At 70.4% G+C, this 25,615-nt stretch carries 21 protein-coding genes; 12 read left to right on the top strand and 9 right to left on the bottom strand.

The features are described from left to right. Nucleotides 1-83: 83 nt before the first annotated feature. From SSQG_RS24665 to SSQG_RS24630, 8 genes are all read left to right on the top strand, one after another. Nucleotides 84-1,571, top strand: coding sequence for an esterase/lipase family protein (locus tag SSQG_RS24665; protein WP_158681103.1), 1,488 nt, complete (start codon nucleotides 84-86; stop codon nucleotides 1,569-1,571). Then, entirely contained in the window at nucleotides 1,568-7,039 is a 5,472-nt protein-coding gene (locus SSQG_RS38320; protein WP_052310342.1) for a tetratricopeptide repeat protein, read from the top strand. The genes SSQG_RS24665 and SSQG_RS38320 overlap by 4 nt, the downstream gene beginning before the upstream one ends. Then, nucleotides 7,029-8,012, top strand: coding sequence for a CHAT domain-containing protein (locus tag SSQG_RS43735; protein ID WP_003992560.1), 984 nt, complete (start codon nucleotides 7,029-7,031; stop codon nucleotides 8,010-8,012). The genes SSQG_RS38320 and SSQG_RS43735 overlap by 11 nt, the downstream gene beginning before the upstream one ends. A gap of 88 nt (nucleotides 8,013-8,100) precedes the next feature. Further along, entirely contained in the window at nucleotides 8,101-8,778 is a 678-nt protein-coding gene (gene afsQ1, locus SSQG_RS24650; RefSeq protein WP_003992559.1) for a two-component system response regulator AfsQ1, read from the top strand. Next, a complete protein-coding gene (locus SSQG_RS24645) occupies nucleotides 8,775-10,379 on the top strand; it encodes a sensor histidine kinase (RefSeq protein WP_003992558.1) in 1,605 nt (534 codons plus the stop codon). Before afsQ1 ends, SSQG_RS24645 begins: the two co-directional genes overlap by 4 nt. Further along, complete coding sequence (locus tag SSQG_RS24640; protein WP_039933542.1) at nucleotides 10,379-10,996, top strand: hypothetical protein; 618 nt, start codon at nucleotides 10,379-10,381, stop codon at nucleotides 10,994-10,996. Before SSQG_RS24645 ends, SSQG_RS24640 begins: the two co-directional genes overlap by 1 nt. 95 nt (nucleotides 10,997-11,091) lie before the next feature. Beyond that, on the top strand, nucleotides 11,092-11,676 hold the full coding sequence (locus SSQG_RS24635) for a VanZ family protein (protein ID WP_039933541.1): 585 nt from the start codon (nucleotides 11,092-11,094) through the stop codon (nucleotides 11,674-11,676). A 63-nt stretch (nucleotides 11,677-11,739) separates the two neighbouring features. Next, nucleotides 11,740-11,952: a PspC domain-containing protein gene (locus SSQG_RS24630; RefSeq protein WP_003992555.1), complete on the top strand. Its 213-nt coding sequence runs from the start codon at nucleotides 11,740-11,742 to the stop codon at nucleotides 11,950-11,952. A gap of 82 nt (nucleotides 11,953-12,034) precedes the next feature. On the opposite strand, the gene SSQG_RS24625 is transcribed toward SSQG_RS24630, so the two are convergent. Continuing rightward, on the bottom strand, nucleotides 12,035-12,418 hold the full coding sequence (locus SSQG_RS24625) for an ATP-binding protein (protein ID WP_039933540.1): 384 nt from the start codon (nucleotides 12,416-12,418) through the stop codon (nucleotides 12,035-12,037). Nucleotides 12,419-12,560: 142 nt separating this feature from the next. Continuing rightward, complete coding sequence (locus SSQG_RS24620; RefSeq protein ID WP_003992553.1) at nucleotides 12,561-13,751, bottom strand: adenosine deaminase; 1,191 nt, start codon at nucleotides 13,749-13,751, stop codon at nucleotides 12,561-12,563. Between the two features lie 123 nt (nucleotides 13,752-13,874). On the opposite strand from SSQG_RS24620, the gene SSQG_RS24615 reads away from it, so the two are divergent. Continuing rightward, entirely contained in the window at nucleotides 13,875-14,633 is a 759-nt protein-coding gene (locus tag SSQG_RS24615; protein ID WP_003992552.1) for an alpha/beta hydrolase, read from the top strand. 85 nt (nucleotides 14,634-14,718) lie between these two features. Here the strand turns inward: SSQG_RS24615 and SSQG_RS24610 are convergent, their stop codons facing one another. Beyond that, nucleotides 14,719-15,669, bottom strand: a complete 951-nt coding sequence (locus tag SSQG_RS24610; RefSeq protein ID WP_003992551.1) for a LysR family transcriptional regulator — start codon at nucleotides 15,667-15,669, stop codon at nucleotides 14,719-14,721. A 63-nt stretch (nucleotides 15,670-15,732) separates the two neighbouring features. Between SSQG_RS24610 and SSQG_RS24605 the strand changes: the two genes are divergently transcribed. Together SSQG_RS24605 and SSQG_RS24600 are read left to right on the top strand one after the other, a co-directional pair. Further along, complete coding sequence (locus tag SSQG_RS24605) at nucleotides 15,733-17,004, top strand: MFS transporter (protein WP_003992550.1); 1,272 nt, start codon at nucleotides 15,733-15,735, stop codon at nucleotides 17,002-17,004. Between the two features lie 197 nt (nucleotides 17,005-17,201). Continuing rightward, nucleotides 17,202-18,221, top strand: coding sequence for a sigma-70 family RNA polymerase sigma factor (locus SSQG_RS24600; RefSeq protein WP_003992549.1), 1,020 nt, complete (start codon nucleotides 17,202-17,204; stop codon nucleotides 18,219-18,221). Here the strand turns inward: SSQG_RS24600 and SSQG_RS39580 are convergent. Continuing rightward, entirely contained in the window at nucleotides 18,105-18,449 is a 345-nt protein-coding gene (locus tag SSQG_RS39580; protein WP_158681099.1) for an STAS domain-containing protein, read from the bottom strand. The two genes, SSQG_RS24600 and SSQG_RS39580, sit on opposite strands and share 117 nt — an antisense overlap. A 182-nt stretch (nucleotides 18,450-18,631) precedes the next feature. Between SSQG_RS39580 and SSQG_RS24595 the strand changes: the two genes are divergently transcribed. Next, complete coding sequence (locus SSQG_RS24595) at nucleotides 18,632-19,552, top strand: AEC family transporter (protein ID WP_003992547.1); 921 nt, start codon at nucleotides 18,632-18,634, stop codon at nucleotides 19,550-19,552. 145 nt (nucleotides 19,553-19,697) lie between these two features. Here SSQG_RS24595 and SSQG_RS24590 read toward each other — a convergent pair whose 3' ends face one another. The 5 genes from SSQG_RS24590 to SSQG_RS24570 form a co-directional block, all read right to left on the bottom strand. After that, a complete protein-coding gene (locus SSQG_RS24590; protein WP_208865726.1) occupies nucleotides 19,698-20,975 on the bottom strand; it encodes a thymidine phosphorylase in 1,278 nt (425 codons plus the stop codon). Between the two features lie 84 nt (nucleotides 20,976-21,059). Then, complete coding sequence (locus SSQG_RS24585) at nucleotides 21,060-21,464, bottom strand: cytidine deaminase (protein WP_003992545.1); 405 nt, start codon at nucleotides 21,462-21,464, stop codon at nucleotides 21,060-21,062. Next, a complete protein-coding gene (locus SSQG_RS24580; RefSeq protein ID WP_003992544.1) occupies nucleotides 21,461-22,735 on the bottom strand; it encodes an ABC transporter permease in 1,275 nt (424 codons plus the stop codon). The genes SSQG_RS24585 and SSQG_RS24580 overlap by 4 nt, the downstream gene beginning before the upstream one ends. After that, nucleotides 22,732-23,859: an ABC transporter permease gene (locus SSQG_RS24575; RefSeq protein WP_003992543.1), complete on the bottom strand. Its 1,128-nt coding sequence runs from the start codon at nucleotides 23,857-23,859 to the stop codon at nucleotides 22,732-22,734. The genes SSQG_RS24580 and SSQG_RS24575 overlap by 4 nt, the downstream gene beginning before the upstream one ends. Then, nucleotides 23,859-25,430, bottom strand: coding sequence for an ABC transporter ATP-binding protein (locus tag SSQG_RS24570; protein WP_003992542.1), 1,572 nt, complete (start codon nucleotides 25,428-25,430; stop codon nucleotides 23,859-23,861). Before SSQG_RS24570 ends, SSQG_RS24575 begins: the two co-directional genes overlap by 1 nt. Nucleotides 25,431-25,615 lie beyond the last annotated feature (185 nt).

Raw genomic sequence — 25,615 nt, 5'->3', positions numbered from 1 at the left:
CGGGGGCTATCGTCTTCTCCTCAACTTCCTGCGCCACCAGCCATTTCGCCACGTGGTCGAAGGGTGAGGGCAGCCACGCGAAGGTGCGCGACCAAGCGGAACGGGGGCTCGCGATGGAGCGGCTGAAGCATGTCGTAGTGGTGATTCCGGGCATCGGCGGGAGCGTATTGCAGCCGCCCACCGGAGCGGCCCACTGGGACGAACACCGGCGCCGCCTGATCGCCGCGGCGACCCGGCCCGAACGGCTGTCCCTAGACGTCCACCCGGACCTCACACCGGTGGACCTGCTGCCGGACGTCCGTCTGATCGGTCCCTTCGTACTCCCGGGCTATGACGGTCTCGTGCGCCGGATCCGTCGTTCGTTCGCCGACGTAAGGGTCGACGTCAGCCGCCCCGACCGCACGCCGGACCCGCGGGCCGACCTGGTGCTCTTCCCGTACGACTTCCGGAAGGGCATCGCGCCGGCCGCGCACCGTCTGGCCGCGGTCGTGGACGCCCGACTGCGCGGCCTGAGTTCGGCGGCGCGCCACCGCCGGGTGATCATCGTGGCGCACTCCATGGGAGGGCTGGTGGCCCGGTATTGGCTCGGACCGCTCGGCGGCGCTCCGGACTGCGCCGCGCTGCTCACCCTCGGCACTCCGCACCGCGGCGCACCGAAGGCCCTGGACTACGTGGTCAACGGGGTGCGGGTGGGCCGGAAGCGGTTTGCCGGGCTGACGCGGGTGCTGCGCGGGTGGCCGTCCATGTACGACCTGTTGCCTCGCTATCCGGCGGTGCAGCGTGCCGGTGACGGAGCGACGCTGTACCCGCACGAACTCGACGGCGGACTGCTGGCCGTGGCGGAAGCCAAGGCCGCTTACCAGCGGCACATCGACATCGAGACGGCGTGGCAGGATCTGTCCGCGGAGGACCGCCCGGAGGTCATCCCCGCCTACGCGCGCGGACACGCCACTCCGTCACGTGCCGTACTGTCGCGGCACGCGGAGCGCCACGTGCTCTCCGTGACCAAGGACGCACCGCCGTGGCTGCCCAACCCGGAGTGGCACGGCGACGGTTCGGTGCCGGCGATCTCGGCTGTTCCTCTGGAGCTGGACGAGAAGCGCGGGACATGGCGGGGACAGCCGGAGAGACATCTGGCGCTGGCTTCCTGTGCGGCGGTGGTCGACGTCCTGACCGCGTACGCCGGCGCGTCCCTCTCTTCGGTCCGGGGCGAGGAGCCGGACCGGCCCTGGCTCGGGCTGGATCTCAACGAATCGGTACTCGCCGGTGAACCCGTGCGGGTGGGCATCGCACTGCAGGGCGCACACGCCGAGGCGGAGACCCAGGTGCATGTGCGGGCGGTCGCCGCACAGGGCAGACCGCCGCGGATCACACCGTGGGTGCGGGGGGTCTCGCCGGATGGCAGTGGCGGCACCTGGGTGGCGGAGATCGCGGAACCGCTCGAAGCCGGGCTGTACACCGTCGAGGTGACGGCGACCGGAGTGCCGGGCGTGGGACGCCTGCGGACGACAGACGATCTGGGCGTGGTCGACGCCCCCGCTCAGGTGGTGGCTGAGGAGGGACGGAATTGAACGCCGCCGCGCCCTGGCCCCGTTGGTCGGCCAAGCACCAGCCGGGGTCACTGATCCAGTACGTCCAGCGCGAAGCGTCGGCACACTACCTCGGCTCCCGCATGCCGGGCCCGTCCGGTGACCCGCCCGCCGTGCGTACGCGCGCCCTCTACGAGGCCTTCGCGGCTCGGGACATCCAGTACGTCGACGAGCCCAGCAGCAGCGAGACTGGATTCCAGGCGATCCGGCCCCCACACGAGGTGCTTGAGAGCCCGCGGCACGGCACCTGTCTCGATCTGGCAGTGACGTTCGCCGGCGCCTGCCTGTACGCAGGGTTACATCCGCTGATCGTCGTACTGCCGCCGACCCGACCGGGCGCGCCCGCGCACGCTGTGGTCGCCGTGCGGCTCTACGGCGGGTGGCCCGGCCGGCCGGACGCGGAGTACCGGCGTGACGAAACCGAGCCGGCCTGGGAGGCTCTTCCGGCGGATTTCCTCCGCGAGCTCGCCGACGACCAGGACTCCCCCGGCTCCTACCTCGCCGTCGACATCGCCGGGGTCTCGTCGCGGTCCGGTGCCGCCGAGGCGCGCCGACGACAGCAGCTGAGCTGGCAGGAGGCCGTCGCGTACGGCACGGAGCTGCTTCGGAGCACAGAACAGGAACGCTGGATCGTCACGCTCGATGTCGGCCTGGGCTACAGCGTCAACGAGACGTACCCCTTGCCGTCCCACCCGAGCACAGACCCTCTGACACCTCCGTACATCCCGATCGACGGCGAAACGGGCCCTCTTCAGCAGCTCTGGGCACGGCACGACGTCATCCGCTTCCTTCCCCGCGACGAACTCGATTTCCTGCAGGACTGGTTCCAGGCGCCGGACCCGGACGGAGGGCCTCGGACCCGCGTCGCCCTGCTGCACGGTCAAGGTGGGGCGGGCAAGACCCGCCTCGCGGCGGAGCTGGCGAGCAGGTTGTCCCAGGACGGCTGGTACGCCGGGTTCCTCGTGAGGTCGCCCGATCCGCGCGACCTGGGCTGGCTGGGGCACATGGCCTCGCCTCTGCTGGTGGTCGTGGACTACGTGGAGGACGCCAAGTCCACGGATGTCGTCAACCTGCTGAGGGCGGTGCGACGCCGTACGGATCCGACGTGCCTGATACTCACCGCGCGAACGGTGAGCGGCTGGTGGGAGGAGATCGCCGAGGCACTGCGGCACGAGGCGCACCCGTACGTCCTGGAGAACAGGCAGCTCAAGCCCCGTCATCCACGCCAGAACGACGTGTACCGGGCCGCCCTGCACAGCTTCGGCGGATCACGGAGTGTCGCCCTGGCCAGCACGCCACCCCCGGATCCGTACGCCGGCAGGTGGACCACGCTGGATCTGGTCATGCTGGGCTGGCTGGCGGCCCGGCAGGACGGTGATGACCTGCCGGAGTCGGAGGAGGACCTGTACGAGGAGATCTTCCGTCACGAACTGAAGTACTGGAAGAAGTCCTACAAGGCTCAGGTCGGCAAACCGTCGGAGAGCCTGCTCCGGGAGGTCGGTGCCTGCATCAGCCTCCTCGCTCCCCGGGCGGAGCGGCTGGACAACACGCTCAAGGCGATCGAGGGCTTGGCCGAGGACCACAAGTGGCGGCGAGAAGTGGCCGAGCTGTTCGTGGAGCTCCTGCCGGTCACACCTGAGGACGGATCGCTGGCGGTTCGCCCGGATCCGGTGGGGTCACATCTGGCCGCCAGGGAGTTCGGCTCCGACCAGCGCCTGTTGCGGCGGTGCCTGGAACAGGCTGACGAGTACGAGCTGCTGAACGCCTGTGTGGGCCTGTCACGGGTGAGTGCGTCGAGCGGCGCGGAGCTGGCGACCGGCCTTGCTGTCGCGGCATTGAACGACGTTCGCGCCCTATGGGCGCCGGCGCTGGCGGTGGCGGCCACTCAGGGCGGGCCGTTCGTACGGGCGTTGGAACGGGTCGCCGAGTCGGAGGAGACCTGGCTACCGCTGGCCGAACTCGCCGCCACGCTGCCCATGGGCCATACGAACCTGCGCCAGCTGGCACTGATCGCAACAGAGCGATCGGCTCCGCAGGGCCCCGGCGACGGTACCGAGGCGGAGTTGGCGGTGCGGGCATCTTGGCTCAACAACCTGGCCGTGCGCCAGAACGAGAGCGGTGATCGGGAGGCCGCTTTGGTCTCGGCCACTGAGGCAGTCCGCCACTACCTGGAACTGGTCGAGGTCGATGCGGATAGCTATCTGCCCGACCTGGCCATGGCTCTGAACAATCTCGCCGTCCAGCAAAGCGAGACCGGAGACCGCCAAGCCGCGCTCATCACCGCCACCCAAGCCGTCCACCACCACCGCACCCTGGCCGAAGCCAACCCCACCGCGAACCTGCCCAACCTCGCCAGAGCCCTCAACAACCTCGCCGTCCAGCAGAGCCAAACCGGAGACCGCCAAGCCGCGCTCACCACCGCCACCCAAGCCGTCGAGCACTACCGCACCCTGACCCAAACCAACCCGGCAGCATTCCTCCCCGACCTCGCCAGAGCCCTCAACAACCTCGCCATCCAGAAAAGTGAGGCCGGAGACCGCCAAGCCGCGCTCACCACCGCCACCCAAGCCGTCGAGCACTACCGCACCCTGACCGAAGCTGACCCGGCGGCCTTCCTCCCCGACCTCGCCACCGTCCTCAACAACCTCGCCAACCGCCAAAGCGAGACCGGAGACCGCCAAGCCGCGCTCACCACCGCCACCGAAGCTGTCCACCACTACCGCACCCTGACCGAAGCCAACCCGGCGGCCTTCCTCCCCGACCTCGCCAGCGCCCTCAACAACCTCGCCAACCACCAGCGTCAAACGGGAGACCGCCGAACCGCCCTCGCCACCGCCACCGAAGCCGTCGAGCACTACCGCACCCTGACCGAAGCCAACCCAGCAGCATTCCTCCCCGACCTCGCCACCGCCCTCAACAACCTCGCCAACCGCCAAAGCGAGACCGGAGACCGCCAAGCGGCCCTTACCACCGCCACCGAAGCCGTCACGATCCGACGAACCCTGGTCGAGGCCAACCCTGCGGTGTTCCTCCCCAACCTCGCCATGGCGCTCAACAACCTCGCCGTCCAGCAAAACGAGACCGGAGACCGCCAAGCGGCCTTCACCACCTCCACCGAAGCCGTCGAGCACTACCGCACCCTGGCCGAAGCCAACCCGGCGGCCTTCCTCCCCGACCTCGCCAGAGCCCTCAACAACCTCGCCAACCACCAGCGTCAAACGGGAGACCGCCGAACCGCCCTCGCCACCGCCACCGAAGCCGTCGAGCACTACCGCACCCTGTCCCAAACCAACCCGGCAGCATTCCTCCCCGACCTCGCCAGAGCCCTCAACAACCTCGCCGTCCAGCAAAACGAGACCGGAGACCGCCAAGCGGCCTTCACCACCTCCACCGAAGCCGTCGAGCACTACCGCACCCTGACTCAAACCAACCCGGCAGCATTCCTCCCCGACCTCGCCAGAGCCCTCAACAACCTCGCCGTCCAGCAAAACGAGACCGGAGACCGCCAAGCGGCCTTCACCACCTCCACCGAAGCCGTCGAGCACTACCGCACCCTGACCGAAGCCAACCCGGCGGCATACCTCCCCGACCTCGCCGCCGCCCTCAACAACCTCGCCAACCACCAGTACGAAAGTGGGGACCACCAAGCCGCCCTCGCCACCGCCACCGAAGCCGTCGAGCACTACCGCACCCTGACCGAAGCCAACCCGGCGGCATTCCTCCCCGACCTGGCCACCGCCCTCAACAACCTCGCCAACCGCCAAAGCGAGGCCGGAGACCGCCAAGCGGCCCTCACCACCGCCACCGAAGCCGTCACGATCCGACGAACCCTGGTCGAGGCCAACCCCGCCGCGCACCTCCCCAACCTCGCCAGGGCCCTCAACAACCTCGCCAACCGCCAAGGCGAGGCCGGAGACCGCCAAGCGGCCCTCACCACCGCCACCGAAGCCGTCCACCACTACCGCACCCTGACCGAAACCAACCCCGCCGCATACCTCCCCAACCTCGCCATGGCCCTCAACAACCTCGCCAACCGCCAAAGCGAGGCCGGAGACCGCCAAGCGGCCCTCACCACCGCCACCGAAGCCGTCCACCACTACCGCACCCTGACCGAAACCAACCCCGCCGCATACCTCCCCAACCTCGCCATGGCCCTCAACAACCTCGCCAACCGCCAAAGCGAGGCCGGAGACCGCCAAGCGGCCCTCACCACCGCCACCGAAGCCGTCCACCACTACCGCACCCTGACCGAAACCAACCCCGCCGCATACCTCCCCAACCTCGCCATGGCCCTCAACAACCTCACCGACTGGCAACGGGAGGCCATGGACATGGATGCCGCCATCAGAGCTTCCAACGAAGTGCTGGCAGGGCTGGCTCCAGGCCCACACGCGAACCTGCTCACATTCCGCGCAGCTTGGCGCCTTTTCGCAGGCGATTCCGAAGGCGCTGTCGACGACCTGTTTGTCGCCGCCCTGCGGACCGAGGAGGAAGAAGACCCGGAATGGACCGCGCGGTCTCGACGTGCCACGCGCGCCTTCTTCTCGCTCCTGGTCGGCAACACCGCGGCAGGACCCGCTCTGAACGGCAAGCATGGTGAGTTTCCACCCTGGGTCACAGCGACGCTGTCACCCGGTGTCGAGGACTTCTTCGCCAAGTGGCTGGCCGCAGAGGACTGGAGTGAACAGGAGACTTTGCTACGCGAGGCGTACCCGCTGCTCCGAAGCGAGGAAGGGCGGGCGAATCTGGGCACGCTCCGAGACCTCCACCTGGGATCCATCCGGCTCGAGACGCTCATCGGCATCCTCGACGGCAGCCGGATACACGGCTTGGACAAGGTGCTGCGGGACATCCGGGCAGCCCGAGAGCGGGAGGAGCTCGTCAACCGCTGGCTCAACACCTCCACCTGGAACGAGGACCTGGCGTTTCTCATGGAGCACAAGGAGCGTCTGTGCACCGACCCCGAGGTGCGGGAGCTGCTGGGCTCCGACGAGAGGGACAGCGCGTCACTGCAGCACCTCGGCATCCTGGAACTCGCCGATCGACTCCCCTTGCATGACGTGTACGACGCCATCACGGACCCGGTGGCCGCAGTCGACACCGCGATGGACCTGCTGGATCAAGGGGCCCTCGACGCCCTGCATCCTCTGTTCCTCACCATGCCGAGCATCCAGCGGGCCTCTTTCGTCACGCCGTACTTACTCGCTGTCTACTCAGCTCTCTTCCTCCGTGCCGCCGGCTCCGGCCAGGAGGCGCCAGACCCCGCCCAGCTGATGACAGAAGCCGCCGCGCAGGCATCCGACGTCCAGCGCGGCGCCGGCGTCACCCGTCTGCGTCGACTGGCACGTCGCAGGCCCGAACACGCAACCGTTCTCATGGGGCTCGCCGACACCCTGGCCGTGGCGCCTTCGATCGCCCCCACAGACCAGAGCGTCCCCGATGCCGAGTGATGAGGAGCCGTCGAGACCCCTCACGCTGAAGGAGTTGTCGTACCTCAGCGCCATCGGCGACGCGTACCATAACGCCTCCGGGTACCGCGACGCGCAGGACGCCCTGGACATGGCGCTGAAAGCTTCGGCACGACTGCGTGAGTCGGGAGTCGCCCAGACAGCCATCGTCCGGGCCCTGGGGATTGACGAGGGCGAGCTGGTTCACCGCCAGCGGGAGATCGCCCACAAACCCCGTCCACCGGCACCGGGGCTCCACAGCACTTCACGGCCACCGAGCGCCCCCGTCGAAGCCTCGGGTCTCTTCCTCGCCCAGCATCAGGATCAGGATCAGAGCCAATCCGTCAACCCGACCCAACAGAGCGAGCAGAACAGCCCCGTCTCCCTCATGTCACAGAGCGTCGTCTCACCCTCCACCGCCGCCACATCCGCTCGCCGCGTCCTCTTCCTCTCCGGCAACGCCCACCTCGGCCGCAACGACTTCACGACCGAAGCCGCCTACATCCGGCAGGCCCTCGCCGGGAGCTACATCGACCTGGTCGAGAAGGGAGCAGTCTCGCTCGGCGAGATCCGCGGGATCCTGGACCGTCATCACCCCGCCGTCGTCCACTTCGCCGCCCACAGTTCCTTCACCGACGTACACCTCACCCAGGAGGGACACGACCTTCCCACCTCGCACAAGGCGCTCTGCGACCAGATCGCCCGGGCCCGCACGCCCCCGCGTCTCGCCGTCCTGAGCTTCTGCGACTCCTACGCGATGGGCGAGGAGCTGTGCGGCGCCATCGCATCCGTGATCAGCTGGCCGTGCGCCATCGAGGACATCCAGGCCTTACCGTTCGCCCAGCAGCTCTACCGCTCGCTGGCCTCCGGCGACTCCGTCGCGACCAGCTGCCGGGACGCCGAGGCAGCCATGGGGCGTCGTCCCCCCACGGCGGCGCCGGAGCTCCACGGCGACCAGGTTGTCCGCGTCTTCTGAGGACACGAAGCCGTCTACGGGGCCCCGCTCGCATCTCCGCGACCCGTACGGGTCGAACCCCGCCCCCTCCATGGGCCAGAATGAGCCCGTGCCTTCCCTGTTGCTGATCGAGGACGACGACGCCATCCGGACGGCCCTGGAGCTTTCTCTGACGCGCCAGGGTCACCGCGTGGCGACCGCTGCCAGTGGTGAGGACGGTCTGAAACTGCTCCGTGAGCAGCGGCCGGATCTGATCGTGCTGGACGTGATGCTGCCCGGCATCGACGGGTTCGAGGTGTGCCGGCGCATCCGGCGCACGGACCAGTTGCCGATCATCCTGCTGACCGCGCGCAGCGACGACATCGACGTGGTGGTCGGGCTGGAGTCCGGCGCCGACGACTATGTCGTCAAACCGGTGCAGGGGCGGGTGCTGGACGCCCGGATCCGGGCCGTGCTGCGGCGCGGCGAGCGGGAGTCCAACGACGCGGCGTCGTTCGGCAGTCTCGTCATCGACCGCTCGGCGATGACGGTGACGAAGAACGGCGAGGACCTCCAGCTCACGCCGACCGAGCTGCGACTGCTGCTGGAGCTGAGCCGGCGGCCGGGGCAGGCGCTGTCCCGGCAGCAGCTGCTGCGGCTGGTGTGGGAGCACGACTACCTGGGCGACTCGCGGCTCGTGGACGCCTGTGTCCAGCGGCTGCGCGCCAAGGTCGAGGACGTGCCGTCCTCCCCGACGCTGATCCGTACCGTGCGCGGTGTGGGCTACCGGCTGGACCCGCCTCAGTGACACAGGGGCACCAGGGGGGAGACCGCGGCTGGACCGCGGCGCGCAAGGGAGTCGGGTCGCGGCTGCGTTTCACGAGCCTGCGGCTGCGGTTGGTCCTCGTGTTCGGCCTGGTGGCGCTGACGGCCGCCGTGTCCGCGTCCGGTATCGCCTACTGGCTCAACCGCGAGGCCGTGCTGACGCGCGCCCAGGACGCGGTGCTGCGCGACTTCGAGCAGGAGATGCAGAACCGGGCGGGTGCGCTGCCCGAGCGTCCGACGCAGGACGAGTTGCAGCACACCGCGGGCCAGATGGCGGGCAGCGACCAGCGCTTCAGCGTGCTGCTGGTCGCCACCGACGCCGACGGCAGGACCGTCTTCGGCAGCTCCGGAGGGCTGAACGGCTTCTCGCTGCGGGACGTTCCGGCCTCGCTGCGCACAGCGGTGAACAGGACGCAGAAGGTCGACTCGGCCAACAAGCACCCGTACCACCTGTACTGGCAGCGGGTCGTGGACCACGACACCCCGTACCTGGTGGCCGGGACGCGGGTGATCGGCGGTGGTCCCACCGGCTACATGCTCAAGTCGCTGGAGCCGGAGGCCAAGGACCTGAACTCGCTCGCCTGGTCGCTGGGGATCGCCACGGGGCTCGCGCTGATCGGCTCGGCGCTGCTCGCGCAGGCCGCGGCGACGACCGTGCTGAAGCCGGTGCAGCGCCTCGGGACGGCCGCGCGGCGGCTCGGCGAGGGCAAGCTGGACACCCGGCTGCGAGTGTCCGGCACCGATGAACTCGCCGATCTGTCACGGACGTTCAACAACGCGGCCGAGGCGCTGGAGAAGCGGGTCGCCGACATGGCCGCGCGGGACGAGGCGTCCCGGCGGTTCGTGGCGGACATGAGCCACGAGCTGCGGACGCCGCTGACCGCGATCACCGCCGTGACGGAGGTGCTGGAGGAGGAGCTGGAGGCGGAGACCGGGAGCATGGACCCGATGATCGAGCCCGCCGTGCGGCTGGTGGTCAGCGAGACGCGGCGCCTGAACGACCTGGTCGAGAACCTGATGGAGGTCACCCGCTTCGACGCGGGCACCGCCCGGCTCGTCCTTGACGACGTGGACATCGCCGACCAGATCACCGCGTGCATCGACGCCCGTGCCTGGCTGGACGCGGTCGAGCTGGACGCCGAGCGGGGCCTGCACGCCCGGCTGGATCCGCGCCGGCTGGACGTCATCCTGGCCAACCTCATCGGCAACGCGCTCAAGCACGGCGGCTCCCCGGTGCGGGTGTCCGTCCGTGCGGACGACGACTCGCTCGTCATCGAGGTGCAGGACCACGGGCCCGGCATCCCCGAGGACGTCCTGCCGCACGTCTTCGACCGGTTCTACAAGGCCAGCGCCTCCCGGCCGCGCTCCGAGGGCAGCGGGCTGGGTCTGTCCATCGCCCTGGAGAACGCCCACATCCACGGCGGCGAGATCACCGCGGCCAACTCGCCCGACTCGGGTGCGGTGTTCACCCTGCGGCTCCCGCGCGACTCGGCCGAACCCGGGGAAGAGCCCGCCGAGGGCGAGCAGAAGCCCGGGGAGGACGCCGCCCGGCCCAGGGGCGAGGACCCGAAGGGGGAAGCGTGATGACCGCACGTCTCGTGGCCGGGGCGCGGCTGGGTGCCGTGTCCGCGTTCGCCGTGCTGCTCGCCGGGTGCGGTATCCGGGCCACGGAGGTGCCGACGAACTTCGGGCCCGCGCCCTCGCGGGTGCAGTGCTCGCTCGCCGAGCCGGACGTGGCGGCGCAGGCCGCCCGGGGGCTGCCGGTGCAGGTGTTCCTGCTGTGCGGGTCCTCGCTCGTGACCGTCGACCGGACGGTGCGGGTCCCGGACGGCGCCGCCGACTCCGAGCGGCGCATCCTGGTGGCGCAGGGCCTGCTGGACCAGCTCGCCACGCCTCCGTCGGCCGCCGAGAAGGAGGCCGGCTACAGCACGGACGTGCGCGGCGGCATCACCGTCGGCAGGCCCCGGCCCGGCGACCCGGAGGAGACGCTGCGGCTCAGCACGGCCCCGGACAGCCTCACCTCGTACGCCCTCGCCCAGATCGTCTGCACCTTCTCCGACTCGGCGGCCGCCGAGGGCGACGGCTCCGTGGTCCTGGGCGGCCCCGGCGCCGAGTCCCCGCGCCGCTACGAGTGCACCGACGAGGTACGGGCCCGCCCGGGCAGCACGGAGCCGCCGTCCAAGGACGCGGCCGGCGAGTGAGGCGGCCGGCTCCGGACGGGCTGTGGCGCATGCCTCACCGGTGTACCGGGGGGCATCCCGGAACCGATCCTGCCGGAGGTCGCGTCTAGGGGGGCGTGCAGCGTCAAGGCTCCATCGGCGGCAGCGCCGCGTTCCGCATCCGTGTGACAGGAGGTGTCCTCCTCGTCGCACATCTCGCGTTCGTCGCCTGGTTCACGCTGCGACCGCTGGACGTGCCCTGGGTGATGCCCGCCAATCTGCGGCCGCTCGACGGCCTGCGGGCCGATCTCGCCCTCGGCTGGCCCGAGGCGGCCCGGCGGATCGGCGGGGGGCTGGCCCTGCTCGCCCCGCTGGGTGTGCTGCTGCCCATGGCGAGCGGCAGGCTGATTGCCTCGCCGCTGGCGTCCCTGCTGAACACCGTCACCGCCGGCGCCCTGTTGTCGCTGGGCATCGAACTGCTCCAGACCGGCGTGCCCGGCCAGGTCGTCGACATCGACTCGCTGTTCCTGAACACCGCGGGCGTGGCCCTCACGCACCTCGCGCTCGTCCCGGCCGGCCGCTCGTGGCTGCGCCGCCGCACGCGCGCCCGTCTGGCCCGTGCGCCCCTCCCCCCGGAGGAGCCGGCTCAGGGTCGGACCCCGACGATTCCCAGGGTCGGGATCGCCCCGTGGAGCGACGCTTTGCCCCCTTCGTCTCCGTAGCGTGGAGTGCAGATGGGGTACTCGGACGAGAGGCCTCACACCGACGCTACGAAGGAGCCGCACATGTCCCGCCTCGCCCGCCCCACCCACGGTCGCATGATCGGCGGAGTGTGCGCCGCGCTGGCACAGCGCTTCGGCACCTCCGCCACGACGATGCGGGTGATCTTCCTGCTCTCGTGTCTGCTGCCCGGCCCGCAGTTCCTTCTCTACATCGCGCTGTGGATCGTGCTGCCCTCGGAGGACAAGGTGCAGAACAAGGCACAGACGGCCTGGTGACCGGCCGCCGCGGAAACACCGATGGGGCGCACCCTGTGTCCAGGGGTGCGCCCCATCGGCGTGTGTCCGCCGGGCGGGAACGTCAGACGACCGGCAGGCCCTTGGTGGGAAGACCCTTGGTCGGGAGCCCCTTGGTCGGCAGGCCCTTGGTGGGAAGACCCTTCGTCGGCAGACCGCCGAGCAGCTTGCCGGCCGGGCCGGTCGGGCCCTGGGCGAGCGCGCCCTTGGCGGCCGGCTGGGCGGCGGCGAGACCGGAACCGGCCAGGGTCTGTCCCTGCCCCAGCGTCTCACCCGACCCCGGGAGCGTCTGGGAGAGCTGCTTTGCCGGGAGCGCCTTGGTGGCGCTCTCCAGCGTCTGAGCGGTGTCCGGGACGGCCGGGGCGGCGTTGGCGGCACCCGCACCGGCGGCGGCGAAGGCGACACCGAGAGCGGCGACACCGAGGGACCTGGCAGCAGACTGCTTCATGAAAACGCGTCCTCGCAATGGAATGACGGGGTGTGTGAGCGGTCCTGCGACCGTAGACACGCGACGCCGTCCGCCGCAAACATCGAAATGCGGACGGCTTGTGAAAGCCGTCCGCATTCCGCGTGCGCCGATTGCCGCCGGGTCAGCCCGCCGATTCGGAAGAACCGCTGGTGGAGGCGGTCTGCCGGAACAGCCATTCGGATTTCAGCTCGGCATATCCCGGCTTGATCACGTCACTGATCATGGCCAGTCGTTCATCGAAAGGAATGAACGCTGATTTCATCGCATTGACTGAGAACCACTGCATGTCGTCGAGCGTGTAACCGAATGCGTCGACAAGGTGCTCGAATTCTCGGCTCATGCTGGTGTGAGACATGAGACGGTTGTCCGTATTGACGGTGGCGCGGAAATGCAGTCGGCGCAGCAGCCCGATGGGGTGCTCGGCGTACGAGGACGCCGCCCCGGTCTGGAGGTTGGAGCTGGGGCAGAGTTCCAGCGGGATGCGCTTGTCCCGGACGTACGAGGCGAGCCGCCCGAGTTCGACCCGGCCGTCTTCGTGGACCTGGATGTCGTCGATGATCCGCACGCCGTGGCCCAGCCGGTCGGCGCCGCACCACTGAAGGGCTTGCCAGATGGACGGCAGCCCGAAGGCCTCGCCCGCGTGGATGGTGAAGTGGTTGTTCTCGCGCTTGAGGTACTCGAAGGCGTCCAGGTGCCGGGTGGGCGGGTAGCCGGCCTCGGCGCCCGCGATGTCGAAGCCGACGACACCCAGGTCGCGGTAGCGGTTGGCGAGTTCGGCGATCTCCAGCGCGCGGGCCGCGTGCCGCATGGCGGTGAGCAGGGCGCCGACGCGGATGCGGTGCCCGTTCTCCTTCGCCCGCCGCTCCCCTTCCCGGAAGCCCTCGTTGACGGCCTCGACGACCTCTTCGAGGCTCAGGCCGCCCTCCAGGTGCTGCTCGGGGGCGTAGCGCACCTCGGCATAGACGACGCCGTCCTCGGCGAGGTCCTCGGCGCACTCGGCGGCGACCCGCACCAGGGCGTCGCGGGTCTGCATGACGGCGACGGTGTGGGAGAACGTCTCCAAGTACCGCTCCAGGGAACCGGAGTCGGCGGCCTCCCGGAACCAGATGCCGAGCTTCTCCGGGTCGGTCTCGGGGAGCTGGGAGATGGGGGCACCTCCCACGCCTTTCGGGCTGTGGGGGACGGTGTCACGGGCGAGTTCGACGATGGTGCCGGGGCGCAGGCCGCCGTCGAGGTGGTCGTGCAGCAGAACCTTGGGCGCCCGGCGGATCTGGTCCGGTGTCGGGGTGTTCGCGATGGTCTGGCTCGTCATTTCCGCACTCTAACGCCTACGCGCGTAGATGACTCGTTCTCGGCACCTTTACGTTTCCGTCGATACGTAACGGTGACCCCGACGACGGGTCGAGTACACCCGCGCTTCTGACACTGTTCTGTCATGGCACACCAAGCGACGCCGGTTCGCAGGGCCCGGCTGGGCAGGGCGTTCGGTCCGGGACCGACGGCGGTGAGCGGCGTGGTGCTGCTGCTCCCCGGCGGTGACGAGGTCTCCGGCCGCAGACCGTCCCCCCTGCTGGCCACCGCCTCCGTACGGGGTCTGGGGCGCCGCCTGGCCCGCGCGGGCCGGGACGAGGGCCTCGTCACGCATGTGGTGCACTACCGCTGCCGCGGCTGGAACGGCAGCGAGGCCAACCTCGCGCGCGACGCGGCGTGGGCGGCCGACGAGGTCGTACGACGCTACGGAGACGTACCCGTCTGCCTCGTCGGCATCGGCATGGGCGGCCGGGCCGGGTTGCGCGCGGGTGGGCACGAGGCCGTCAACTCCGTGCTGGCGCTCGCCCCTTGGTTGCCGGAGGAGGATGTGGCGGCACCACTCGAACCGGTGAAGCAGTTGGTGGGCAGGCAGGTGCTGATCGTGCACGGCACGAACGACGGGCGGACGGATCCGGAGTTGTCGTTCCGGCTGGCGGCGCGGGCGAAGAAGGCGAACCGGGACGTGTGCCGGTTCGAAGTGCACGCGGACGGGCACGGGTTGAGCCAGTACCGGGACGAAGTGCTGGCTCTGGCCGAGGACTTCGTGATGGGGGCCTTGTTCGGCAGGGCCGTGTCCCGGCCCGTGCGGGACGCGTTCGCGGCGCCGCCGCCGTTGGGGTTGCGGATGCCGTTGGCTGTGGGGTTCAGCCCTTCGCGGCATTAGCGTCCGTTTCAGGTGTGTGCGGCTTGTTCGTGGCTGGTCGCGCCGCGCGGCCGAGCCGCAGATCGCTACAGCCCCGCGCCCCTGACTAGGGCAGCAGACTGCCTCTCCTTGAGAGCAGGAACCTTTTGAAGGCCGCCACCGGGGGTGTGTCCGGACGGCCTTCCAGCCAGGCCACGCCGATTTCGCGGACCGCTCGCGGGGCCGTCACCGTCAGTTCCACCACGCCGGGGCGAGGGACTGCCGGTGGGGGCAGGAGGGCGACTCCCAGGCCCGCCGCCACCAGGCCCCTCAGGGTTTCCGCCTCCTCTCCCTCGAAGGCGATGCGGGGCTTGAAGCCCGCCTCCTGGCACAGGTCGTCGGTGATGCGGCGCATGCCGTAGCCGGGTTCGAGGGTGACGAAGGTTTCGTCGGCCGCTTCGGCGAGGCGCACGCGGCGGCGGGTGGCCAGGGGGTGGTCGGCGGGCACGACCAGGCGGAGCTTCTGCTCGTCGAGGCGGCGGGCGACCAGGTCGGGGGCGTCGGGGACCGGGGATGTCAGGCAGAGGTCGAGTTCGCCGGCGCGGAGGCCTTCGAGCATGGCCTCGCCGTAGTTCTGGACGAGGCTGAAGCGGACGCGGGGGTGGTCGGCGCGGAAGGCCTGGAGCAGGCCGGGGACGGTCTCGGCACCCATGGTGTGCAGGAAGCCGAAGGCGACCTTGCCGGTGGCGGGGTCGGCGTCGGCCTTCACCTCCTCGGCGGCCCGCTCGACCTCGGCCAGGGCCCGCTCGACGGAGGCGAGGAAGGTCCGCCCGGCCGGGGTGAGGGACACGGTGCGGCCGTGCCGGGCGAACAGGTCGACGCCCAGGTCCTGCTCCAGACGGGCCATGGACCGGGACAGCGTCGACTGCGGGACGTTCATCTCCTGGGCGGCCCGGGTGACGTGCTCGGTACGGGCGACTCCGGCGAAGTACGCGAGGCGTGGCGCCAGCAACATCACCATGTCTTCTGTGTCACTGGATGGTGACAGCCGAGCCGCTGAACTGGATTGATGCGCCATGGGATCGATTATGACGGTTCCATGCATTGGACGGATCAGCGGGACCGTACGTAATTTCGAGGCATGTCTCCCGCCAGTACCGGGGCGTCCACCATCGTGGGCGCCGATGCCTCTGTCCCTGCTGTCGACTCACGCATGCGCCCGGGCGGGCCCGGCTACCGCCGGATGAGCTTCGCCCTCTTCCTCGCGGGTGTCGCGACCTTCGCGCTGCTCTACTCCACGCAGGCGCTCCTCCCGCTGATCTCCGGCGACTTCGGAGTGGCGGCGAGCGACGCGAGCTGGACCGTGGCCGCCGCGACGGGCGGTCTGGCGCTGTTCGTCCTGCCGATGAGCGCCCTGTCGGAGCGCTTCGGGCGTCGTACCGTCATGACGGCTTCGCTGGCCGTGGCGGTAACCCTCGGACTGCTGGTGCCCTTCGCCCCGTCCCTGGGTGTCCTGGTCGCGCTGCGGGCGCTCCAGGGCGCGGCCCTGGCCGGACTGCCGGCGTCGGCGACCGCGTACCTCGCGGAGGAGGTCACCCCCAGGGCGCTGGTCACCGCGATCGGCCTGTTCGTCGCGGGCAACAGCGTCGGCGGGATGAGCGGCCGGGTCATCACCGGCTGGGTCGCGCAGGAGTGGGGCTGGCGGGTCGCCGTCGGTGTGATCGGCGCGATCGCCGTGGCCTGCGCGGTGGCCTTCCGGGCGCTGCTGCCGGCACCGGCGAACTTCAAGGCGGGTTCGCTGCGCCCGCGGGTGCTGGCCCGTACGGTCCGTGACCACCTGTCCAACCCACTGCTGTGCCGGCTGTACGCGATCGGCGCGCTGTTCATGACGGTGTTCGGCGGCGTGTACACGGTCATCGGCTACCGCCTCACCGAGGCCCCGTTCTCGCTGCCCCAGGGCATCATCGGCTCGATCTTCCTGGTGTACCTCGTGGGCACGGTGTCGGCGTCGACGGCGGGCCGCCTGGTCGGCCGGCTGGGCCGCCGCGGCGCCCTGTACGCGGCGGGGGGTACGACGGCGGCGGGTCTGCTGGTGTCCCTGGCCGGCTCACTGCCGCTGGTCCTGCTGGGTCTGGTGCTCATCACCGGCGGCTTCTTCGCGGGTCACGCGGTGGCCTCCTCGGCGGTCAGCAAGACGGCCGCGCACGGCCGCGCGCAGGCCTCGGCCCTGTACCAGTCCGCGTACTACATCGGCTCCAGCGCGGGCAGCACGGTCGGCGCGATCGCCTTCCACTCGGGCGGCTGGGCCGGGACGGTCGGGGTCGGCCTGCTGGCGGTCCTCGGAGTCGTGACGATCACGGTCTTCGGCACGCGGGCGGCACGTGTGCAGCGGCGCCTGACCACGGCCGCCTGAGCACGGCCGCCTGAGCCCGACGCCGAGACGGCGTTCCCCCTGGTCGGGACCGGCCAGGGGGATTTCTCGTCGACCACCCGTTGCCGCTTCGAGCTGCGCTTTCCCGCGCTCGGGGGGCCGTTGTCAGTGGGCTGCGGTAGCTTCCGGAGTACTGGGCGCGATGGCGCGTGACAGACATTCCACGGGGTGGGTGGGCGATGACGAACGGCACGGCGGCACCGACGGACCTGGACGCCAGGCTGGAGGCACACCGCACCGAGCTGACGGGCTACTGCTACCGGATGCTCGGTTCCTCCTTCGAGGCCGAGGACGCGGTGCAGGACACGATGATCCGCGCCTGGCGCAGCTACGACAAGTTCGAGGGCCGCTCCAGCCTCCGCTCCTGGCTGTACCGCATCGCGACCAACGTGTGCCTGGACATGCTGACCGCCGGCAACAAGCGTGCCAGGCCGATGGACCTGACCGAGTCCACCCCGCTCGCCCGGGCGGCCCTCTCCCCGCGGCCGGACAACACCTGGCTGGAGCCCGTGCCGGACGCCCGTGTGCTGCCCACGACCGACGACCCGGCGGAGGCCGCCGTCGCCAAGGAGTCGGTGCGGCTCGCCTTCATGGCCGCGCTCCAGCGGCTGCCCGCCAAGCAGCGGGCCGTGCTGATCCTGCGCGAGGTGCTCGCCTGGAAGGCCGGCGAGGTCGCCGAGCTGCTGGACACCTCGGTGGCATCGGTCAACAGCGCCCTGCAGCGGGCCCGCGCCACCCTGGCCGAGCGGCAGGAGCCGGGCGCCGCCGCGGCCGTCTCCGATCCGCTGGACGAGGACCAGCAGAAGCTGCTGGACCGCTATGTGGCGGCCTTCGAGGGCTACGACATGACGGCACTGACGGCGCTGCTGCACGAGGACGCGGTCATGACGATGCCGCCGTTCGACCTGTGGCTGACCGGCGTGCGGGACATCACCGGCTTCATGACCACGCTCGGCGCGCCGTGCGCGGGCTCCCGTCTGGTGCCGGTCCAGGTCAACGGCCTGCCCGGGTTCGCCCAGTACAAGCCGGACCCGGAGGGGGGCGGCGGCTTCACGCCGTGGGCGGTCCAGGTGCTGGAGATCTCAGACGGCCGGATCACCGGGTTCCACTGCTTCCTCGACACCAAGCGCTGGTTCCCGCTCTTCGGCCTGCCCCTCCACCTCGAAGCGGAGACCGACCAGGTCGAGGAGGGCGCGTAGGGCCGGGTCGGGGTCGCGCAGCCGTATCCGGCCCCCGGCCCGGCGGGCGGCCAGCTGGAGCCGGGCCAGCAGGTCGACGGTGGTGAGGCCCGACGGGCCCAGGCCTCCGACATCGCACACCACGACCCGGGCACTACTGCCGTGCAGCAGTGCCCGCACATCGTCGCTGAGTCCTCTCACCTCGTCCCGGGTGACGGGGCCGGGCAGTACGAGCACGGGCGGTGTCATGGCGTCCACGATCGGTAGACCGCGCGGGCGGCGGTAACTCATCGCGACTGTCCGTGCTGCCGGTGCTCGAAAGGATCACATTGACCGGAGGACGATCTTCCCCCGAGTGTTAGCTGCATGCTCCATGCACCTGCCCCTCCTTCCGCACCGCCCGTTGCGTTCTTCGCCGGTGAGGGGGCGTTGTGCAGGGGGTGCTGAGCGGGTTCGCGGTCATAGCCGTGGTCATCGGGGTCGGCTATCTGATCGGGCGCCGGGGGTATCTGGGTGACGGGGGCCGCGAGGTCCTGACCAAGCTGGCCTTCCACGTGGCGTCCCCCGCGCTGCTCTTCACGACGCTCGCCCAGGCCGATCTGTCGGTGATCTTCTCGAACCGGCTGCTGGTCACGGCGATGAGCACGGCAGCGGCGGCCGGTGTCTTCGTGGCGGTGGGGGCCGTGCGCGGGTGGGGCGTGGGCCGGACGACGATCGGCGCCCTGTGCTCCAGCTACGTCAACTCGGGGAACCTCGGCATCCCGATCGCCGTGTATGTGCTGGGCGACGCGTCGCTGGTCGCGCCGGTGCTGCTGTTCCAGCTGGTCGGTGTGACGCCGGTGGCGCTGACGGTCCTGGACTTGGCGAGCGGTGGGGACAAGCGCCCTCTGTGGCAGCGCCTGCTGACCCCGCTGCGCAATCCGATCGCCCTGGGCTCGCTCGCGGGCGTCGCGGTTTCGGCGTCGGGCCTCACGCTGCCGGGCCCCTTGATGGACCCGCTGACCCTGTTCGGCAACATGTCGGTCCCGGCGGTGCTGCTGGCCTTCGGCATCTCCCTGCGCGGCAGCACGCTCCCGCTGCGCGGCGCGGAACGGGCCCCGGTGCTCCTCGCCGTGGCCCTGAAGTCCGTGTTCCAGCCCCTGGTCGCCTGGGTCCTGGCGGCGGGCGTCTTCGGCCTGCACGGGGCGCTGCTGCTCGACGTGGTGGTGACGTCGGCACTCCCCGCGGCGCAGAACCTGTTCACGTACGCGAGCAGCTACCGGGTGGGCGAGGTCCTGGCGAGGGAGGCGATTCTGTTGTCGACGGTGCTGGCGGTGCCGGTGCTTGTGGTGGTGGCGGCGTTGTTGGGGTGACTCAGTTCTCGGGGAACGCCCGGCTGTCAAGTTCGAGGCCGAATGGCTCGGGCAGCGTGATGTGATCTCCGAACCGATCCCAGCATGCCGAACGGGACCGGCGGAGGTCCGCCGATCCCGTTCACCCGTACGAGAGAACCCCAGGTCAGGCGATACGTTCCAGCACCACCGGCGATGCCGTGAAGTCCGTGCCCGGGGCGGCGATGTCGTAGGAGCCCTCGACTGCCTGGAGTGCGTAGTCGAAGCGTTCCGGGGTGTCCGTGTGGAGGGTGAGGAGGGGCTGGCCCTCCGTCACAGTGTCGCCCGGCTTGGCGTGGAGTTCGACGCCCGCGCCCGCCTGGACCGGGTCCTCCTTGCGGGCGCGGCCCGCGCCGAGGCGCCAGGCGGCGACGCCGATGTCGTAGGCGTCGAGGCGGGTGAGGACGCCCGACGACGGGGCCTTGATCACGTGCTGCTCGCGCGACACCGGCAGGGCCGCGTCCGGGTCGCCGCCCTGCGCCTTGATCATGCGGCGCCAGACGTCCATCGCCGAGCCGTCGGCCAGGGCCTTCGCCGGGTCGGCGTCCTTCACCCCGGCGGCGTCGAGCATTTCGCGGGCCAGGGCGATCGTCAGCTCGACGACGTCCGCGGGGCCGCCGCCCGCCAGGACCTCCACGGACTCGCGGACCTCCAGGGCGTTGCCCGCGGTGAGGCCGAGCGGGGTCGACATGTCCGTGAGGAGCGCGACCGTCTTCACGCCGTGGTCGGTGCCGAGGCCGACCATGGTGGAGGCCAGTTCGCGGGCGTCCTCGATGGTCTTCATGAAGGCGCCCATGCCCACCTTCACGTCCAGGACCAGTGAGCCCGTGCCCTCCGCGATCTTCTTCGACATGATGGACGAGGCGATCAGGGGGATCGCCTCGACCGTGCCCGTGACGTCGCGCAGTGCGTAGAGCTTCTTGTCCGCGGGGGCCAGGCCGTCACCCGCCGCGCAGATCACCGCGCCGGTGCCGTCCAGCACCGACAGCATCTCCTCGTTCGAGAGCAGGGCGCGCCAGCCGGGGATCGACTCCAGCTTGTCGAGCGTGCCGCCGGTGTGGCCGAGGCCGCGGCCCGACAGCTGCGGGACGGCGGCGCCGCAGGCGGCGACCAGGGGGGCCAGCGGGAGCGTGATCTTGTCGCCGACGCCGCCCGTGGAGTGCTTGTCGGCCGTCGGGCGGGACAGGGACGAGAAGTCCATGCGCTCGCCGGAGGCGATCATCGCGGCCGTCCAGCGGGCGATCTCACGGCGGTTCATGCCGTTGAGCAGGATGGCCATCGCGAGCGCGGACATCTGCTCGTCGGCCACCTCCCCGCGGGTGTACGCGTCGATGACCCAGTCGATCTGCTCGTCGCTGAGCTCGCCGCGGTCCCGCTTGGTGCGGATGACGGAGATGGCGTCCATGGCCATGGCTTGGGCTTCCTTCCGAGGGTTCCAGAAGCCGTACGGCCCCTCCTGGACAACTCGGAGGGGCCGTACGGGATATGACTACTTGCTGAGGTGGCCGGGGCCGAAGGCCTGGGGCAGCATCCGGGAGAGCGGCACGATGCCCTCCGGGGTCTCCAGCAGGAGCTCCGGGCCGCCGAACTCGTGGAGCAGCTGACGGCAGCGGCCGCACGGGACGAGCACGGCACCGTCGCGGTCGACGCAGGTGAAGTGCGTCAGCCTGCCGCCGCCGGTGTTGTGCAGCTCCGACACCAGGCCGCACTCGGCGCACAGGCCCAGTCCGTACGAGGCGTTCTCGACGTTGCAGCCGGAGATGATCCGCCCGTCGTCGACCAGGGCGGCCACGCCGACCGGGTATCCGGAGTACGGGGCGTACGCCCGGGACATGGCGTCCCGTGCCACGGCGCGCAGCTTCTCCCAGTCGACGACCGGGCCGTCGGCGGTCACTTGCCCTGCCCCTTCCGGTACGGCATGCCGTTCGCCCTCGGCATGCGCAGCCGCTGGGCGGACAGCGCCAGGACGACGAGGGTGATCACGTACGGCGTGGCGGAGACGACCTGGTTCGGGACCTCGTCGGTGGTCGCGTACCAGGCGAACACCAGGGCGCCGACGACCAGGGTGATCACGGCCTGGAGGTACTTCTTGCGAACCACCAGCCAGATCGCGCCGATGAGCAGCAGGAGCGCGCCGAGCAGCAGCAGGGCGTGCACGTTGGCGGAGCCGCCGCGCAGGTTGAGGCTGTCGGTGTAGCCGAACAGGCCCGCGCCGAGGGCGAGTCCGCCCGGCATCCAGTTGCCGAAGATCATCGCGGCGAGGCCGATGTAACCGCGGCCGCTGACCTGGCCCTCCAGGTAGAAGGGGTTGGCGACGATGGAGAGGAAGACACCGCCGAGGCCGGCCAGCCCGCCGGAGATGATCACGGCGATGTACTTGTACTTGTAGACGTTGACGCCGAGGGACTCGGCGGCGACCGGGTTCTCGCCGCAGGAGCGCAGCCGCAGGCCGAACGCGGTGCGCCAGAGGATCCACCAGGTGGCGGGGATCAGCGCGACGGCGAGCAGGGTCAGCCAGGAGACGTTGGTGACCAGGCCGCCCAGCAGACCGGCGACGTCGGAGATCAGGAACCAGCCCTTGGCGTTGAGGTCCGTGAGCGCGTCGGACAGTCCCGGCACCGTGAAGTGGCCGAGCGACTCCACCGCCGGGGACTGCTTGGCCGAGCCGCCGGTGTGGCCCTCGAAGGCGAGGGGCGCGAGGTAGCGGGTGGCGCCGAGGGCGAGGATGTTGATGGCCACACCGGAGACGATGTGGTTGACGTTGAAGGTGACGGTGACGAAGGCGTGCAGCAGGCCGCCGATCGCGCCGCCGATGATGCCGACCAGGACGCCGGTCCACGGGCCCCACTGGAATCCGGCCCAGGCGCCGAACCAGGTGCCGAGGATCATCATGCCTTCGAGGCCGATGTTGACCACGCCCGCGCGCTCGGCCCACAGGCCGCCGAGACCGGCGAGGCCGATCGGCACGGCGAGCTGGAGCGCGGTGGACATCTGGCTGACGTTGGTGATGCCGTCGGCGCCGGTGACGAGGCGGACGATCGAGGTGAGCGCCAGGCCGCCGGCGATGATCAGCAGCAGGACGGGCCACGACAGACGGCGGCCGGTGGGCGCCGCGGGCTGCAGCGTGGGCTGGTTGACGTCGGTCGCCGAGATCGCGGTGGTCATCGGCCAGCCACCTCCTTCACGGTGTTGGTGTGGGCGGCGCCGAGGACGTGACCGGCGGCCAGTTCGGCGCCGACCCGGCGCTGCTGGCGGCGCAGGCCCCACTCGCGGACGGCCTCGTAGGAGACGACGACCGAGAGCACGATCAGGCCCTGCATGATGACCGCGATCTCCTTGTCGTAGCCGTGGAAGTCCAGTTCGGGCGAGGCCTTGTCGAGCCAGGCCCACAGCAGGGAGGCGAAGGCGATGCCCACGGGGCTGTTACGGCCGAGCAGGGCGATGCCGATGCCGAGGAAGCCGATGCCGGTGGGGAAGTTCAGGCTGTAGGTGTGGGTGTCGCCGAGCAGGATCGGCAGGCCGGCCAGGCCCGCGAGGCCGCCGGAGAGCAGCATGGCGGTGAGCACCATGCGCTTGGGGTCGACGCCGCTGGCCGCCGCGGCGGTCGTGGAGGCGCCGGAGGCGCGCAGGTCGAAACCGAACCGGGTGCGGTTGAGGACGACCCAGTAGCCGATGCCGAGCAGGACGGCGAGCAGCACCAGGCCGTAGATCTCGCCGGCCGCGCCCATGCTGATGCCGGGGATCCAGCCGGATTCGTGCATCTCGCCGGTGGTGTTGTTGTTGCCGACCTTCACGCCGAAGACGTCCGGCAGCCACAGGTAGGCGATCACGGAGGTGGCGATCGCGTTGAGCATGATCGTGGCGACGACCTCGCTGACGCCGCGGGTGACCTTGAGGACACCGGCGATGCCGGACCAGAAGGCGCCGGTCAGGACGGCGGTCACGAGCAGCAGCGGGATCTGGAGGACGGCCGGCAGGTTCGCGTGGGCGCCGACGACGGCGGCCATCATGGCGGCGAGCTGGTACTGGCCGTCGACACCGATGTTGAACAGGTTCATCCGGAAGCCGATGGCCACCGCGAGTGCCGCGATGTAGTACATCGAGGCCTGGTTGATGACCAGCACCTGGATGTCCGAGAAGCCGATCTGCTCGAACATCACGGTGAACGGCTCGACCGGGTTCTTGCCCGACGCGACCAGCACGATCGCGCTCAGCACGAAGGCCACGGCCAGCGCGATGACCGGTCCGGCCACCGCGAGGAGCACGCGCTCCTTGTCGAACTTCTTCATCAGCGGGCCTCGTCTTCCGGAGACTCGGGGGCGTCGGCCTTCGAGATCTCGGGGGTCTCGTCGTGCTCGAGGTGCCCGGTGGCGGCGCCGGTCATGGCCGAGCCGAGCTCCTCGGGGGTGATGGTGGCCGGGTCGGCGTCCGCGACCAGCCTGCCGTTGTAGATGACGCGCAGGGTGTCGGACAGGCCGATCAGCTCGTCCAGGTCGGCGGAGATCAGCAGCACGGCCAGGCCCTCGCGGCGGGCCTCGCGGATGAGGTCCCAGATGGCGGACTGGGCGCCGACGTCCACGCCCCGGGTGGGGTGGGCGGCGATCAGGAAGCGCGGCTTGTGGCTCATCTCGCGGCCGACGATCAGCTTCTGCTGGTTGCCGCCGGAGAGGGAGGCGGCGGTGACGTCGATGCCGGGGGTGCGCACGTCGTAGGCCTCGACGATGCGGCGGGTGTCCTCCTGGGCCGCCTTCGGGTCCAGCCAGACGCCCTTGGCGAGGGGCTTCTCGGTGACGTGGCCGAGGATGCGGTTCTCCCAGAGGGGGGCCTCCAGGAGGAGGCCGTGGCGGTGCCGGTCCTCGGGGATGTAGCCGATGCCCTGCTCGCGGCGCCTGCGGGTGGGCCAGGCGGTGATCTCCTCGCCGGCGAGGGCGATGGTGCCGGAGTCGGCGTGCTTGAGGCCGATGAGCGCGTCGACCAGTTCGGTCTGGCCGTTGCCCTCGACGCCGGCGATGCCGAGGACCTCGCCCGCGTGGATGGTGAAGCTGATGTCGTCGAGGAGGGCCTTGCCGCCGGGGGCCGCGAGGCGGAGCTTGTCGACGGTGATGACCGGGCGGTCGGTGACCGTGGACTCGGCCGTCTCGGGGGTGGGGAGTTCGCTGCCGACCATCATCTCGGCGAGCTGGCGCGGGGTGGTCTCGGCGGGGACGGCCGTGCCGACGGTGGTGCCGCGGCGGATGACGGTGATCTCGTCGGCGACGGAGAGCACTTCGCCGAGCTTGTGCGAGATGAAGATGACCGACAGGCCCTCGGACTTCAGTTCGCGCAGGTTGGCGAAGAGGGCGTCGACCTCCTGCGGCACGAGCACGGCGGTCGGCTCGTCGAGGATGAGGGTGGTGGCGCCGCGGTAGAGGACCTTGAGGATCTCCACGCGCTGGCGGGCGGCGACGCCGAGCTCCTCGACCAGGAGGTCGGGCTCGACACCGAGGCCGTAGCGGTCGGAGAGCTCCTTTATCTTGCGGCGGGCCTTGGCGCCGATGCCGTACAGCTTCTCGCTGCCGAGCACCACGTTCTCCAGGACCGTGAGGTTGTCGGCGAGCATGAAGTGCTGGTGGACCATGCCGATGCCGCGGACGATGGCGTCGGCCGGCGAGGAGAAGCTCACCTGCTCGCCGTTGACCGCGATGGTGCCCTCGTCCGGCTTCTGCATGCCGTAGAGGATCTTCATCAGGGTCGACTTGCCGGCGCCGTTCTCGCCGACGAGGGCGTGGACGGTGCCCTTGCGGACGCTGAGGTGGATGTCGTGGTTGGCCACGACGCCGGGGAAGCGCTTGGTGATCCCGGCGAGTTCGACGGCGGTCACCGATGTGTCGACCGCCGCTCCGGCCGGAGGGCTGCTGGACGCGTTGATAACGCACTCTCCTGGGGACGGGGGTCGTCTACGCGCGTAGCGCCCCTACGGCATACAAAGGGGTCGGCGCCCCGCGAGAACGGGGCACGAGGAGCGACCTCCCCGTACCCCGCCCCGCGGGCGTAACCCCGGGGTTA

The organism is Streptomyces viridochromogenes DSM 40736 (assembly GCF_000158955.1).
Lineage (GTDB): Bacteria > Actinomycetota > Actinomycetes > Streptomycetales > Streptomycetaceae > Streptomyces > Streptomyces venetus.
This window is presented reverse-complemented; position numbering and strand designations above follow the sequence as displayed.

Bases quoted from the DNA above. Each gene is read 5' to 3' on its own strand.
- SSQG_RS24640 (WP_039933542.1), top strand. From the start codon at position 10,379: ATGACCGCACGTCTCGTGGCCGGGGCGCGGCTGGGTGCCGTGTCCGCG.
- SSQG_RS43735 (WP_003992560.1), top strand. From the start codon at position 7,029: ATGCCGAGTGATGAGGAGCCGTCGAGACCCCTCACGCTGAAGGAGTTG.
- SSQG_RS24625 (WP_039933540.1), bottom strand. From the start codon at position 12,418: ATGAAGCAGTCTGCTGCCAGGTCCCTCGGTGTCGCCGCTCTCGGTGTC.
- SSQG_RS24580 (WP_003992544.1), bottom strand. From the start codon at position 22,735: ATGACCACCGCGATCTCGGCGACCGACGTCAACCAGCCCACGCTGCAG.
- SSQG_RS24605 (WP_003992550.1), top strand. From the start codon at position 15,733: ATGTCTCCCGCCAGTACCGGGGCGTCCACCATCGTGGGCGCCGATGCC.
- SSQG_RS24620 (WP_003992553.1), bottom strand. From the start codon at position 13,751: ATGACGAGCCAGACCATCGCGAACACCCCGACACCGGACCAGATCCGC.
- SSQG_RS39580 (WP_158681099.1), bottom strand. From the start codon at position 18,449: ATGACACCGCCCGTGCTCGTACTGCCCGGCCCCGTCACCCGGGACGAG.
- SSQG_RS24600 (WP_003992549.1), top strand. From the start codon at position 17,202: ATGACGAACGGCACGGCGGCACCGACGGACCTGGACGCCAGGCTGGAG.
- SSQG_RS24630 (WP_003992555.1), top strand. From the start codon at position 11,740: ATGTCCCGCCTCGCCCGCCCCACCCACGGTCGCATGATCGGCGGAGTG.
- SSQG_RS24590 (WP_208865726.1), bottom strand. From the start codon at position 20,975: ATGGACGCCATCTCCGTCATCCGCACCAAGCGGGACCGCGGCGAGCTC.
- SSQG_RS24610 (WP_003992551.1), bottom strand. From the start codon at position 15,669: ATGGCGCATCAATCCAGTTCAGCGGCTCGGCTGTCACCATCCAGTGAC.
- SSQG_RS24575 (WP_003992543.1), bottom strand. From the start codon at position 23,859: ATGAAGAAGTTCGACAAGGAGCGCGTGCTCCTCGCGGTGGCCGGACCG.
- SSQG_RS24615 (WP_003992552.1), top strand. From the start codon at position 13,875: ATGGCACACCAAGCGACGCCGGTTCGCAGGGCCCGGCTGGGCAGGGCG.